Here is a 12,589-nt window from a genome sequence, read left to right on the forward strand (position 1 = left end):
GAAATTCTGCGCATGTGAGGACTTCATGGAATACGAAACGGTGCTTTTGGACATCACGGACGGTCTGGCTGTGGTCACGCTGAACCGGCCGGACAAGATGAACGCGCTTACGACGAAAATGCGCGCCGAGATTACCCATGCGATGAAAAAAGCCGCTCATGACGCGCGCGCAATCGTCCTGACGGGCGCGGGTCCGGCGTTTTGCTCCGGCCAGGATCTGGGCGATGCGTCCAGCACCGGCAAGATCGATCTGGAACGCGCGCTGCGCGACGAATATGAACCGATGCTGGAAGCTGTTCATGATTGTCCGGTGCCGACAATCGCGGCCGTGAACGGTCCCGCGGCGGGGGCAGGGGCCAACCTGGCGCTGTGTGCCGATGTGGTCATTGCGACCGAAAGCGCCTATTTCCTGCAGGCCTTTGCCCGGATCGGTCTTTTGCCGGACGCCGGCGGGACGTGGTTCATGCCGCGCCAGATGGGTCTGGCCAAAGCCATGGGTGCGGCCCTGTTCGCCGACAAGATTTCTGCGCGTCAGGCTGATCAATGGGGCATGATCTACGAGGCGGTTGCCGACGATGAATTCGCCGCGCATTGGCGCAAGCGCGCCGAGTACCTGGCCAAAGGGCCGACTGCGGGCTTTGCCGCGATCAAAAAGGCGATGAGAGGCACATACGAAAACACCTTGCCGCAACAACTGGCGACCGAGGCGCACCTGCAGGGAGAATGTGGGCGCACCCGCGACTTCGCCGAAGGCGTGGTGGCATTTTTGGAAAAACGCGCCCCCCGGTTCGAGGGGCGCTGACCATCAGGCCCGGCGGCGCCGGCGCGCGCGCCGTTCGGGCATCGCCTCGTCCCCGGTTCCGTCACTGACCGACGAGAAAGGCCCAAGGACCGCAGTAATTTGCTCGAGCGACGGACGGGCGCCACGGGGTTCAGTGTCCAGTGCCTTGCGCATCTCACGCAGGTGCGCTGGCATCGTTCCGCAGCAACCACCGATGATGGTCGCACCTGAATCCCGCGCCATGGCTGCGTAACGGCCCATCAGTTCGGGTGTGCCGTCATAGTGGATGTGGCCATCAACATATCTCGGAATGCCCGCATTGCCCTTGGAGATCAGGGGGCGTTCGGTTCCCTGAGCCACAAAACCCAGAACCGTGCGCAGGATGTCAGACGCGCCGGTGCCGCAGTTGGCGCCAAAGGCGATCGGCGGGTTGGGCAGGGTTTCGACCAGTTGCGCCAGATCTGCCGAGGTCACGCCCATCATGGTGCGCCCGGCGGTGTCAAAACTCATGGTACCGCACCAAGGCATGTCGGCCAGGGCAAAAGCCTCGGCCGCGGCGCGGAATTCCTCCGGCGCGCTGATCGTTTCTACCCACAGCACGTCGACGCCGCCGGCTTTCAGCGCCTCGGCCTGTTCGTGGAACATCTCGACCGCCTCGGCATGGGTCAGGCTGCCCACTGGTTCCAGGATTTCCCCGGTCGGGCCGACCGATCCTGCAACCACCACCGGGCGTCCGGCGGCATCCGCCACCTCACGCGCCAGTTCGGCGCCGATGCGGTTCAACTCGGCCACGCGGGTGTGGGCGTCGTGCAGCTTCAGACGTGCAGCCGTTCCGCCGAATGTATTGGTCAGGAACAGGTCGCTGCCTGCATCCACCGACCCCCGATACAGGGCGCGGATCTTGTCGGGCTGGTCGGTGTTCCACAGCTCGGGCGCGTCGCCCGATTGCAGCCCCATGTTGAACAGGTTCGTTCCGGTGGCGCCGTCGGCAAGAATGGCGTCCTTCGTTTCCAGCAGTCTGGTCAGCGCGTTGGTCATTGGAGATGTCCGGAGTTGTGGCCCCAAGGGCCAAAAATTTAGACGCCCCGTGTCGCATGACCGGGACGTCAAATCAAATTCATAATACTCATGAAGATCATGAGGTGGGCGGCATGCCTCAGTTGGCTTCGCTCATCACCTGGGCTTTGGCCTCGGGCAGCAGTTCCGCCATCTTGGCGCGGATTTCCTCGGGGCTGGACAGATCGCCCAGATCGGCGGCGACCTTGCGCACCACGTCCTCGTGGCCGGCCTCTTCGAAATCGGCGATCACGACGGATTTTGCATACTCGGCGGCCTCGTCGCCGCTTTTGCCCATTTTTTCCGCAGCCCACAGGCCCAGCAGCTTGTTGCAACGGGCTTGCGCCTTGAACTGCATTTCTTCGTCATGGGCGAATTTTGCTTCAAAGGCGTTTTCGCGTTCGTCGAACGTGGTCATGGGTGTTGGGCCTCTTCAAGTAAAAGTGTGTTTCCTGATGATATGACCATACGCGCTGCCGGGTGCAAGGTATTTGCGCTGCGTCAAAGCCTCTCGGATGCATGAACTTGCGGGAAAGGGGGGCTTGCACTATGAGAGCGCCAACGCGATGGGACTCATTCCCTCGCCCCAGCCTGGAAAGGTCGCACATGGCGCGTCGCAAGAAGATTTACGAAGGCAAGGCCAAGATCCTGTACGAAGGCCCGGAACCGGGCACGATCGTTCAGTATTTCAAAGATGACGCCACCGCGTTCAACGCGGAAAAGAAAGACGTGATCGACGGCAAGGGTGTTCTGAACAACCGCCTGAGCGAATTCTTCATGACCGGTCTGAACCAGATCGGCGTGCCGACCCATTTCATCCGCCGCCTGAACATGCGCGAACAGCTGGTTCGCAGCTGCGAGATCATCCCGCTTGAGGTGATCGTCCGCAACTATGCCGCCGGGTCGCTGTCGAAACGGCTGGGCATTGCCGAGGGCACGCAACTGCCGCGCCCGATCGTGGAATACTGCTACAAGGACGACTCGCTGGGTGATCCACTGGTGACCGAAGAGCACATCGCCGCGTTCGGCTGGGCCAGCCAGCAGGACATGGACGACATCCTGAGCCTGGCGCTGCGGGTGAACGACTTCATGAGCGGCGTGATGCTGGCTGTGGGTATCCGTCTGGTCGACTTCAAGATCGAAATCGGTCGTGTCTACGAGGGTGACTTCCAGCGCCTGATCGTCGCTGATGAGATCAGCCCAGACAGCTGCCGCCTTTGGGATATCGAGACAGGACAAAAGTTGGACAAGGACGTGTTCCGCCGCGATCTGGGCAGCCTGACCGACGCCTATTCCGAGGTCGCCCGTCGTCTGGGCGTTCTGCCGAAAAGCAACGTGAGCAAGCCCACCCTGATCAACTGATCGCGCCGACTGGCAGGGCCTAACAAGGATGCGCTGCTCCTATTCGGGGCGGCGCATTTTTCATTGCGGGTTTGACAGGTCAGGCCCCTGTCACGCATCTTCGGGTTGACCGACCAACCCGGTCCGCTAACCAAGGTGGCACACTGAATGAGCGCGCTGTTCGATCAAGCGGTTTTCCTGAAGTTTCTGGCGGCCGTGCTGGCCATATTCAACCCGCTCTACAACATCCCGATCTTCTTGAGCATGACGCGCGACTGCACACCTGCCGAACGGCGCAGGGTAGCTATGATCGTGATGGCCTCGGTGACGGTGATCGCGCTGATCTCTGTTGCTATTGGTGAAGAGGTGTTGGCTGTCTTCGGGATCGACGTTCCATCGTTTCGCGTGGCCGGCGGGCTGATTATCTTCGGGATCGGCATGTCGATGCTGAACGCGCAAGACCGTGCGCCGGGCGATCAGGCGGCCGTGGTCGATGGCCACGCGCGCAAGTTGAACTTTGCCGTTGTTCCGCTGGCGATCCCATTGACGATTGGCCCGGGCACGATTGCCGTGACGATCGTGTTCTCGCATCAACTGTCGGATGGGGCCGAACTTGTGACCCTTGGCTCGGCGATCCTGATCGCCTGTTTCATCGTTGGACTCGGCCTGTTGTTTGCCGACAGCATCTCGCGTCTTGTGGGTGAGACGATGATCAACGTGCTGACCCGGATCATGGCGATCCTGCTGGTTGCCGTGGCCGTCGAAATGGTTCTGACCGGCATCTTCAACGCGGTTGATGCACATTATCCCGGGTTGACTCGCAGCGCGGGCAATTGATTTCCTCAAGATGAACCGCCTGCGGTCATTCGACCGCATCACAAAGGCTTGTTCTGCGCGGTCAGTCGCGCTATCCCCCGCGCAACGGAACAGGCCCCGGCGCGGCGGGCCACAGGTGGAGTTGCGACGATGAAGGCACGGGTGCACGTAATGCTCAAGAACGGGGTTCTGGACCCTCAAGGCGAGGCTGTGCGCCACGCATTGGGCGCACTGGGGTTCGACAAGGTGCAGGGCGTCCGGCAGGGCAAGGTGATTGACCTGGAACTGGCCGATGGCGCGACCAAGGCCGATGTGGCCGAAATGTGCGAGAAGCTGTTGGCCAACACGGTCATCGAGCGTTACGAGATCGAACTGGTCTGAATTCTCTGACCGTCATCCCCAAGGAGGGTTTCCCATGCGCGCAGCGGTTGTCGTTTTTCCGGGGTCCAATTGTGACCGGGATCTTGCCGTCGCCTTTGAGCAGGCCGGATTTCAGGTCGACATGGTCTGGCACAAGGATGCCCAACTGCCGCAGGGCGTGGACATCGTGGGCGTGCCGGGCGGGTTTTCTTACGGCGATTACCTGCGCTGCGGTGCGATCGCCGCGCAGTCTCCGATCTGCAAGGCGGTGGTCGAGCACACCGAACGGGGCGGCTATGCCATCGGCATCTGCAACGGGTTCCAGATCCTGACCGAGACCGGCATCCTGCCGGGCGCACTGCTGCGCAATGCCGGCCTGAAATACATCTGTCGAACCGTTGGGCTGAAGGTGGAGACCAGCGACAGCGCCTTTACTCAGGGCTACAACGCCGGAGACGTGATTCAGATTCCGATCGCGCATCACGATGGCAACTACTTCGCTGATGACGAAACCATTGCCCGCCTGCGGGACGAGGATCGGATTGCCTTCAGCTATACCGACAACCCCAACGGCTCGCGCGGGGATATTGCCGGGATCCTGTCGCATAACCGGCGCGTGCTGGGCATGATGCCCCACCCCGAGCGGGCGGCGGACGAGGCGCATGGCGGCACCGACGGAGTGGCGCTCTTCCGCGCATTGTCGGGTGTGCTGACACCTGCGTGACTTGAGGTCGTGGGCGCGGAAGCGTAGCTTCGGTGCATGAGTTCCGACGCGCAATCAGGCTGGACAAATCTATTTGGCCGCGGTGCCCCTTTGGGGTGGCGCCTGCGGCTCGCCGTGTTCGTGTTGCTGGTTGCTGCTGCGGCGACGGTCTGGGTCACCAACAGCCTGCTGACCAATCGGTTCACGGAATCGACCCGAAACAGGGCTGAACTGCGTCTGGCGCTCTATTCCGGCAACCTGCTGAGCGAATTGCGTCGAAACGCCATCGTTCCACAATTGCTGGCCCGGGACCCGACTTTGATTTCGGCCTTGCAGTCAGCCGATTTTTCCCTGTCGACGCAGCGGCTTCTGTCCTTTGTTGAAGAAATCGGGGCTGCGTCGCTGATGCTGCTGGATCGGGATGGTCGGGTCGTTGCCGCAACAGACCGCAATCGACTGGGCGAGTCCCATCGAAGTGACCCGTATTTCGTGAATGCCGTCAGGTCGAACGCGACGATCTTTTCCGAGATTGCGCGCGAGACCGGAAGTTATGGCTTTCTCTATTCCCGCAGGATTGAGGCCGGGTCGGAAATTCTGGGCGTGATCGTGGTCGAGGTTGATTTGCGCAAGTTCGAGAACGCTTGGGCCGGGATCTCGGACGCGGTCATGGTGACCGACAGCACCGGAACGATCATTCTGTCGACCGAACCCCAGTGGCGCGGCCTGAACGAGACTGAGGCTTTGTTACGGCAGCATCCGCAGGGTGCCATCCAGCGCGCAATTCGGGCGACTACCGATTGGACGGCCTTGCCGCCGGATGCCTATGTCGCGGGCGAGGCCGTGATGCGCATGGAGACCCGCATCCCGTTCCGCGGTTGGAAGATGACTTCGTTCACGACCTATTCCTCGATCCGCGAAAAGGTGAACAGCGTGCTGGCGCTCGAGATCATGGGGTTTGCGATTCTTCTTGCGCTGACGTTCTATGCACTGAGCCGCAGGGCCACGTTCCGCATGGCGCTGTTCCAACGCGAGTCGGCGGAGCTTCGCGCATTGAACGCAAGGCTGCAGCGCGAAATCGCCGAACGCGAACGGGTTGAAAAGACGCTGGAAGTGGCGGAACAGACGCTGGCCCAAAGCTCGAAGCTGGCAGCCTTGGGCGAGATGTCGGCGGCCGTCAGTCACGAGTTGAACCAGCCGTTGGCGGCGATGAAGACCTATCTGGCGGGCGCGCGGCTACTGCTGCGCCGAAACCGCCCCGAAGAGGCGCTGGCCAGCTTTGGTCGGATCGACGGTCTGATCGAGCGGATGGGCGCGATCACGCGGCAGCTCAAGTCTTATGCCCGAAAGGGCGCGGACGCGTTTTCGCCCGTAAATCTTGGGGAGGCGTTGGCCTCATCCCTGTCGATGATGGAACCGCAGCTGCGCCAGAGGCAGGTCAAGATCACCCAGATCCTGCCCGAAGAGCCGGTGATCGTGATGGGAGATCGGATGAGGATCGAACAGGTTATGGTCAACCTGTTGCGAAACGCGCTCGACGCCACCAAATCTGTTGCAGAGCCGGAGGTCGAGATCATTCTGGCCGCAGGCGAGACCGCCGTGCTGGCGGTGCGCGACAATGGCCACGGGATCGAGGATATCGAGAACCTGTTCGAGCCGTTCTACACCACCAAGCGACCCGGAGATGGGGTCGGCTTGGGTCTTGCCATCTCGTCCGGGATCGTGAACGACCATGGCGGACGGCTGACTGCGCGCAACGGCCAGAACGGCGGCGCGGTATTCGAGATGCAACTGCCCATTTTGGGACATGACGGCCTTGAGGCCGCAGAATAACGAGGACGTACCTATGGCACAGGCCATGAAAATTGCCATCGTGGATGATGAACAGGACATGCGCCAGTCGATCAGCCAATGGTTGGCGCTGTCCGGCTATGACACCGAAACCTTTGCAAGCGCCGAGGATGCGCTCAAGGTTCTGGGGCCGGATTACCCGGGGATCGTGATCTCGGACATCAAGATGCCCGGCATGGATGGTATTCAGCTTTTGAAAAAGCTGATGGGTGCCGACAGCACCTTGCCGGTGATCATGATTACCGGTCACGGCGACGTGCCGATGGCGGTCGAGGCGATGCGGGTGGGGGCGTTCGACTTTCTGGAAAAGCCGTTCAACCCCGACCGGATGTCGGAACTGGCCAAACGCGCCAGCAACGCTCGGCGTCTGACGCTGGACAACCGCGCCCTGCGGCGCGAGCTGTCGGGCGGCACGCAGATCATGAACAAGCTGATCGGCGCCAGCCCGGTGATGGAGCGCCTGCGTGAGGATATTCTGGACCTGGGCCAGGCCGACGGGCATGTGCTGATCGACGGCGAAACCGGCACCGGCAAGACCCTGGTGGCGCACGCCTTGCATGCAGTGGGCAGCCGGGCGGGCAAGAAATTCGTTCTGGTCTCGTGTGCCGCGCTGGAAGAAGAGGCGCTGGCCAAGCGGCTGTTCGGCCCGATGATGCCCGAGGACACGCAACTGCCCGCAATCGAGGAAGCCCGCGGCGGCACTCTGGTGCTGGAGGATATCGAGGCGCTGAGCGACACGCTGCAGGCGCGGTTGCTGAGCGTGATGAACGAGCAGGGAACGCCGGCCGAGACCCGGATCGTTGCGATCTCGAACCTGCAGGAAGCCGGCAAGACCAGCGAGGACGTGCTGCGGCCCGATCTGTTCTATCGTCTGGCGGCGCTGCGCATCACCATGCCGCCGCTGCGGCAGCGCGGCGAGGATATCCTGACCCTGTTCACCCGGCTGAGCGAGCAGTTTGCCGAGGAATATGGCTGTGAGGCACCGCAAGTCAGCGCCCAGGAGGCCGCGCAGCTGCTGCAGGCCCCATGGCCGGGCAATGTGCGCCAGTTGATCAACATCGCCGAACGCGCGGTTCTGCAGTCGCGGCGCGGCTCGGGCACCATCGCGTCGCTGTTGATGTCCGATCACGAAGAGATGCAGCCGGTGATGACCACCGAGGGCAAGCCGCTGAAGGAATACGTTGAAGCGTTCGAACGGATGCTGATCGACAACACCATGCGGCGCCACAAGGGGTCCATCGCCTCGGTGATGGAGGAACTTTGCCTGCCGCGCCGGACTTTGAATGAAAAAATGGCCAAGTACGGGTTGCAACGGGCGGACTATCTGTAGGCGAGAGGCCAGTCCCTTTTTGGCCGTTCGGCCAAAGTACACCCGGGAAATTTGAAGCCGGAGGAAGCCCGACCTGTCCGTAGATCGGGCTCCTTTGCAGTTTGCCCATTGTGTTTTCCACAGGACTGCTTTTATTGTACCGGGACGGGTCGGGCGCATTTTTGTGCCTGAATGCCCCGAATCATTGAGTTTCGCTGCTTTGCTGCAGGTGGTGACCTTTCCCGCCCGGCCAAGCAGACCGATTGTGCCCCGTTCCGGGGCAGTAGAGTACCTGAGCCCGAACTTCGGGCGAAAGGAATAATGGGCAGGCAGCGGCGTGTTCGCGCCTGTCGGAGAAGAACCGCGATGACGCGCGCGCTACGATTGAGAATACGGGCAGGGGGCCACAGCGCCGATCCCTGCCGCGCGCCGTCCGTAATCGCCCAGACAAGACACCACCCCAGATGCGCCTGTCCGCCTGGACAGGTCAGGACAACGCGTTTGGCGCGGTGCACCAAGGACACATGGCAAAGAAAATGCTTATCGATGCCACCCACGCGGAGGAGACCCGCGTCGTGGTGGTGGACGGAAACAAGGTCGAGGAGTTCGATTTTGAATCCGAAAACAAACGCCAGCTTGCTGGCAACATTTACCTGGCAAAAGTAACGCGCGTCGAACCTTCGCTGCAGGCGGCCTTTGTCGACTATGGCGGGAACCGGCATGGCTTCCTTGCGTTCTCGGAAATCCATCCGGACTACTACCAGATTCCGGTCGCGGACCGCGAAGCCCTGATGGAGGAAGAGCGCGCCTATGCCGAGGCAATGAAGGCGCGGGACGAGGCCGAAGAATCCAAGCCCAAGAAGCGCCGCTCGCGGTCGCGTTCGAAGGCGGCAGAGGTCAAGACGGACGATCCGGTCGAAACGCTAGACGTATCCGCCGAGCCGACAGGTATGGAAACCATCGACCTGGTCGAGGAAGACGCCGCTGATCAGGATGTGCCCGAAGGCACGTCTCCGATGGAGACGGTCGCTGAAACTCCGGTCGAAGAGCCGAGTGAAGGCGCGGGTGACGAACCGGCGGACGAAACGACCGAAGTCGACGCCGCACCCGCGGAACCCGTCGAAGCAGACGAGCCCGAAGCGGATCTAGCCGACGAAACCGACGTCGAAGCTGAAGAGGCCAAGCCGGATGCGGCGGCCAAGGATGACACGATCGAGTCGGTTGCGGATGATGATGACAGCGAGGACATCCGTCCTCCGCGCAAACCACGCCCGCGCCGCTACAAGATTCAGGAAGTCATCAAGGTGCGCCAGGTTCTGTTGGTGCAGGTCGTCAAGGAAGAACGTGGCAACAAGGGTGCCGCGCTGACCACTTACCTGTCGCTGGCCGGCCGGTATTGTGTGTTGATGCCGAACACCGCACGCGGGGGCGGCATCAGCCGCAAGATCACCAACGCCGCGGACCGCAAGAAGCTCAAGGAAATCGCATCCGAGATCGACGTGCCTATGGGCGCCGGTCTGATCATCCGTACAGCCGGCGCCAAGCGTACCAAGTCCGAGATCAAGCGCGACTACGAATACCTGCAGCGCCTGTGGGAGCAGATCCGCGAACTGACGCTCAAATCGATCGCTCCTGCGAAGATCTACGAGGAGGGCGATCTGATCAAACGGTCGATCCGTGATCTTTACAATCGGGACATCGATGAGGTTCTGGTCGAAGGCGAAGGTGGCTACCGCATCGCCAAAGACTTTATGAAGATGATCATGCCATCGCACGCCAAGAACGTGAAGCGGTACGAGGATCAGTTGCCGCTGTTCGCGCGCTATCAGGTGGAAAGCTATCTGGCGGGGATGTTCAACCCGACGGTCCAGCTGAAATCGGGCGGGTATATCGTGATCGGCGTGACCGAGGCGTTGGTTGCCATCGACGTGAACTCTGGCCGCGCCACCAAAGAAGGCTCGATCGAGGAAACTGCGCTCAAAACCAACCTTGAGGCCGCCGAGGAAGTTGCACGCCAGCTGCGCCTGCGCGACCTGGCCGGTCTGATCGTCATCGACTTCATCGACATGGACGAGCGCAAGAACAACCTGGCGGTCGAAAAGCGCCTGAAGGACAAGCTGAAGACCGATCGGGCCCGTATTCAGGTTGGACGGATCTCGGGCTTTGGCCTGCTGGAGATGAGCCGCCAGCGCCTGCGCCCAGGAATGCTTGAGGCAACCACACAGCCTTGCCCGTCCTGCCATGGCACCGGTCTGATCCGCTCGGACGACAACATGGCTCTGTCGATCCTGCGTCAGATTGAAGAGGAAGGGACACGCCGCCGCTCGCGCGAGGTGCTGGTGCGGTGTCCGGTCAGCATTGCGAACTTCCTGATGAACCAGAAGCGCGAGCATATCGCGCAGATCGAAGCCCGCTATGGCCTGTCGGTTCGGATCGAAGGCGACACTCATCTGGTCAGCCCTGACTTCTCGATGGAAAAGTTCAAGACGGCCAGCCGGATCGTTCCCGAAGCATCTGCGCCGGTGGTGTCCGCGACGGCATCGCTGATGGATCTGGTGGATTCCGAGGACGAGGTTGAAGACAGCGCCGTCGAGCCGGAACAGGCGGAAGAGGAAGCTAAGCCGAAGCGCAAGCGCCGCCGGCGTCGCCGCAAGAAGAACGGCGGTAACGGCGAGCAGGCCGAGGCAACCAGTTCTGACGAAGCTGCGGAAGACAAGGCGACCACCGAGGCGCAACCCGAGGAGTCCGGGACGGAAAAGACCGCAGAATCTGAATCCGCTACGGCTGAGGCCGCAGAAGCTGGCGCCGAAAACGTGACCGAGGGTGAAGCGGAACAGGCCGAAGAAAAATCGGCCAAGCCCAAAAAACGTCGGGCACCGCGCCGCAAGAAGACGGCCGAAGTCGAAGAGGCGCCCGCGCCGGAACCCGAGGTGGCCGAAGAAGCGGTTCAGGCGGCTGCAGAAACGCCTGCTGATGAGGCTGCGGGTGCTGAGGACAATGCCCCCGAAGCGCAAGCCGAGGAGCCGGTCGAAGAGAGTGAGCCCGAGGTAGCGGCAGAAGTCGAGACGCCTGATCCCAAGCCCGTGGCGGAAGCGCCGGAAGCGGCAACAGAAGAAAAAGCCGAGGACGCCGCAGAGCCGGTGCTTGAGACGGTGGCGGAAGAACCCGAGCCGTCTCCGGCCAAGCCCAAACGGCGCGGTTGGTGGTCACTGGGCCAATAAGACAAAAAAAGGCGGACAGTATTGTCCGCCTTTTTTCTTTCAGGTCCCGCCGTTTTTCCGAATGAGAAAGACGTGGTGATCCGCAGCTTCTTCCATCCCGATCAGCTCGTGCCCGGACTCCGAGCAGAAATGAGGTACATCGACGATTGCGGCCGGATCGTCGGCAAGGACCCGGAGAAGGGAGCCCGCAGGCATGGCCTTGAGCCGTTTGCGGGCTTTCAGGACGGGCAGGGGGCACAGCAGGCCCAATGCATCCAGTGTTTCGGCTTCTTGTGTCATGGCTCTCAGATATTTGCATGGCGCACAGCTGTCCAGCCGGCAACCACGAGGATGTGACCGAATGGCCCCGTGACGCGCCCCACTGGATATCCTATGTGCAGTGGCATGTTCGGAATCGATATCATCGACGCGGGGCTGCTGCCCGCCATGTTCATCGCGCTGGTCGGCGGGTTGATCAGTTTTCTGTCGCCCTGCGTGTTGCCGATCGTGCCGCCTTATCTGGCCTACATGAGCGGCGTGACCATTCACGAGATGCAGGATCAGGCGCAGGCTAGACGCAAGGCGACTCTGTCAGCGCTGTTCTTCGTTCTTGGACTGTCGACGGTGTTCCTGCTGCTGGGCTTCACGGCCTCGGCCTTCGGCGCATTCGTGCTGCAGAACCAGGAACTGTTCGCTAAGGCGTCGGGTCTGGTGGTGATCGTCTTCGGCCTGCATTTCCTGAACGTGTTCCGCATTCCGATCCTGGACCGCGAAGCGCGGGTCGAGACCGGGGACGCCGGCGGATCGGTTTTCGGGGCATACATCTTGGGGCTGGCCTTCGCATTCGGCTGGACCCCGTGCATTGGCCCCCAGCTTGGCGCGATTCTATCGCTGGCCGCGTCCGAGGCCTCGGTGGCGCGGGGCACGCTGTTGCTGGGCGTCTACGCGGCGGGTCTGGGCATACCGTTCCTGCTGGCTGCGATGTTCCTGAACCGGTCGATGGCGGTGATGAACAAGCTGAAACCACACATGGGAACGATCGAGAAAGTCATGGGTGGCTTGTTGCTGGTCGTCGGCATCATGCTCGTGACAGGTCTGTTCACCGAGTTCAGCTGGTGGCTGCTTGAGACGTTCCCGGCATTGGCCACTCTGGGCTGACGCGGCGCCCGGTCGCG

12 protein-coding genes are annotated in these 12,589 nt (G+C 61.6%); 9 read left to right on the top strand and 3 right to left on the bottom strand.

What is annotated here, in order from left to right; genetic code table 11:
• The first annotated feature begins 25 nt into the window (after nucleotides 1-25).
• Nucleotides 26-802, top strand: a complete 777-nt coding sequence (locus ACR0EF_RS05260; protein ID WP_093961976.1) for an enoyl-CoA hydratase-related protein — start codon at nucleotides 26-28, stop codon at nucleotides 800-802.
• Nucleotides 803-805: 3 nt separating this feature from the next.
• Here the strand turns inward: ACR0EF_RS05260 and bmt are convergent, their stop codons facing one another.
• Both bmt and ACR0EF_RS05270 read right to left on the bottom strand, forming a co-directional pair.
• Nucleotides 806-1,819, bottom strand: a complete 1,014-nt coding sequence (gene bmt / locus ACR0EF_RS05265; RefSeq protein WP_170371122.1) for a betaine--homocysteine S-methyltransferase — start codon at nucleotides 1,817-1,819, stop codon at nucleotides 806-808.
• Between the two features lie 118 nt (nucleotides 1,820-1,937).
• A complete protein-coding gene (locus tag ACR0EF_RS05270) occupies nucleotides 1,938-2,255 on the bottom strand; it encodes a DUF1476 domain-containing protein (protein ID WP_170357709.1) in 318 nt (105 codons plus the stop codon).
• Nucleotides 2,256-2,443: 188 nt separating this feature from the next.
• On the opposite strand from ACR0EF_RS05270, the gene purC reads away from it, so the two are divergent.
• The 7 genes from purC (at nucleotide 2,444) to ACR0EF_RS05305 (ending at nucleotide 11,435) form a co-directional block, all read left to right on the top strand.
• Nucleotides 2,444-3,199: a phosphoribosylaminoimidazolesuccinocarboxamide synthase gene (purC, locus tag ACR0EF_RS05275; RefSeq protein ID WP_170357710.1), complete on the top strand. Its 756-nt coding sequence runs from the start codon at nucleotides 2,444-2,446 to the stop codon at nucleotides 3,197-3,199.
• 147 nt (nucleotides 3,200-3,346) lie between these two features.
• Nucleotides 3,347-4,015, top strand: a complete 669-nt coding sequence (locus ACR0EF_RS05280) for a MarC family protein (RefSeq protein ID WP_170371121.1) — start codon at nucleotides 3,347-3,349, stop codon at nucleotides 4,013-4,015.
• Between the two features lie 129 nt (nucleotides 4,016-4,144).
• Nucleotides 4,145-4,375: a phosphoribosylformylglycinamidine synthase subunit PurS gene (gene purS, locus ACR0EF_RS05285; RefSeq protein ID WP_170339320.1), complete on the top strand. Its 231-nt coding sequence runs from the start codon at nucleotides 4,145-4,147 to the stop codon at nucleotides 4,373-4,375.
• A 34-nt stretch (nucleotides 4,376-4,409) separates the two neighbouring features.
• Nucleotides 4,410-5,078 (top strand): phosphoribosylformylglycinamidine synthase subunit PurQ, encoded by a 669-nt coding sequence (gene purQ / locus ACR0EF_RS05290; protein WP_170357712.1) that lies wholly within the window; start codon nucleotides 4,410-4,412, stop codon nucleotides 5,076-5,078.
• Between the two features lie 36 nt (nucleotides 5,079-5,114).
• A complete protein-coding gene (locus ACR0EF_RS05295; protein WP_093961983.1) occupies nucleotides 5,115-6,887 on the top strand; it encodes a sensor histidine kinase in 1,773 nt (590 codons plus the stop codon).
• Between the two features lie 13 nt (nucleotides 6,888-6,900).
• Nucleotides 6,901-8,235: a sigma-54-dependent transcriptional regulator gene (locus tag ACR0EF_RS05300; RefSeq protein ID WP_093961984.1), complete on the top strand. Its 1,335-nt coding sequence runs from the start codon at nucleotides 6,901-6,903 to the stop codon at nucleotides 8,233-8,235.
• A gap of 503 nt (nucleotides 8,236-8,738) precedes the next feature.
• Complete coding sequence (locus ACR0EF_RS05305) at nucleotides 8,739-11,435, top strand: ribonuclease E/G (RefSeq protein WP_170371120.1); 2,697 nt, start codon at nucleotides 8,739-8,741, stop codon at nucleotides 11,433-11,435.
• A 39-nt stretch (nucleotides 11,436-11,474) separates the two neighbouring features.
• On the opposite strand, the gene ACR0EF_RS05310 is transcribed toward ACR0EF_RS05305, so the two are convergent.
• Entirely contained in the window at nucleotides 11,475-11,714 is a 240-nt protein-coding gene (locus ACR0EF_RS05310; RefSeq protein ID WP_170357716.1) for a sulfurtransferase TusA family protein, read from the bottom strand.
• A gap of 105 nt (nucleotides 11,715-11,819) precedes the next feature.
• On the opposite strand from ACR0EF_RS05310, the gene ACR0EF_RS05315 reads away from it, so the two are divergent.
• Nucleotides 11,820-12,572 (top strand): cytochrome c biogenesis CcdA family protein, encoded by a 753-nt coding sequence (locus ACR0EF_RS05315; protein ID WP_170371119.1) that lies wholly within the window; start codon nucleotides 11,820-11,822, stop codon nucleotides 12,570-12,572.
• The last annotated feature ends 17 nt before the right edge of the window (nucleotides 12,573-12,589 follow it).

The organism is Ruegeria sp. CG8 (genome assembly GCF_056537165.1).

Excerpts from the sequence above, each read along its gene's own strand:
- ACR0EF_RS05315 (WP_170371119.1), top strand. The coding sequence starts at position 11,820 with ATGTTCGGAATCGATATCATCGACGCGGGGCTGCTGCCCGCCATGTTC.
- ACR0EF_RS05310 (WP_170357716.1), bottom strand. The coding sequence starts at position 11,714 with ATGACACAAGAAGCCGAAACACTGGATGCATTGGGCCTGCTGTGCCCC.
- ACR0EF_RS05280 (WP_170371121.1), top strand. The coding sequence starts at position 3,347 with ATGAGCGCGCTGTTCGATCAAGCGGTTTTCCTGAAGTTTCTGGCGGCC.
- ACR0EF_RS05260 (WP_093961976.1), top strand. The coding sequence starts at position 26 with ATGGAATACGAAACGGTGCTTTTGGACATCACGGACGGTCTGGCTGTG.
- ACR0EF_RS05305 (WP_170371120.1), top strand. The coding sequence starts at position 8,739 with ATGGCAAAGAAAATGCTTATCGATGCCACCCACGCGGAGGAGACCCGC.
- purS (WP_170339320.1), top strand. The coding sequence starts at position 4,145 with ATGAAGGCACGGGTGCACGTAATGCTCAAGAACGGGGTTCTGGACCCT.
- ACR0EF_RS05300 (WP_093961984.1), top strand. The coding sequence starts at position 6,901 with ATGGCACAGGCCATGAAAATTGCCATCGTGGATGATGAACAGGACATG.
- bmt (WP_170371122.1), bottom strand. The coding sequence starts at position 1,819 with ATGACCAACGCGCTGACCAGACTGCTGGAAACGAAGGACGCCATTCTT.
- purQ (WP_170357712.1), top strand. The coding sequence starts at position 4,410 with ATGCGCGCAGCGGTTGTCGTTTTTCCGGGGTCCAATTGTGACCGGGAT.
- purC (WP_170357710.1), top strand. The coding sequence starts at position 2,444 with ATGGCGCGTCGCAAGAAGATTTACGAAGGCAAGGCCAAGATCCTGTAC.
- ACR0EF_RS05270 (WP_170357709.1), bottom strand. The coding sequence starts at position 2,255 with ATGACCACGTTCGACGAACGCGAAAACGCCTTTGAAGCAAAATTCGCC.
- ACR0EF_RS05295 (WP_093961983.1), top strand. The coding sequence starts at position 5,115 with ATGAGTTCCGACGCGCAATCAGGCTGGACAAATCTATTTGGCCGCGGT.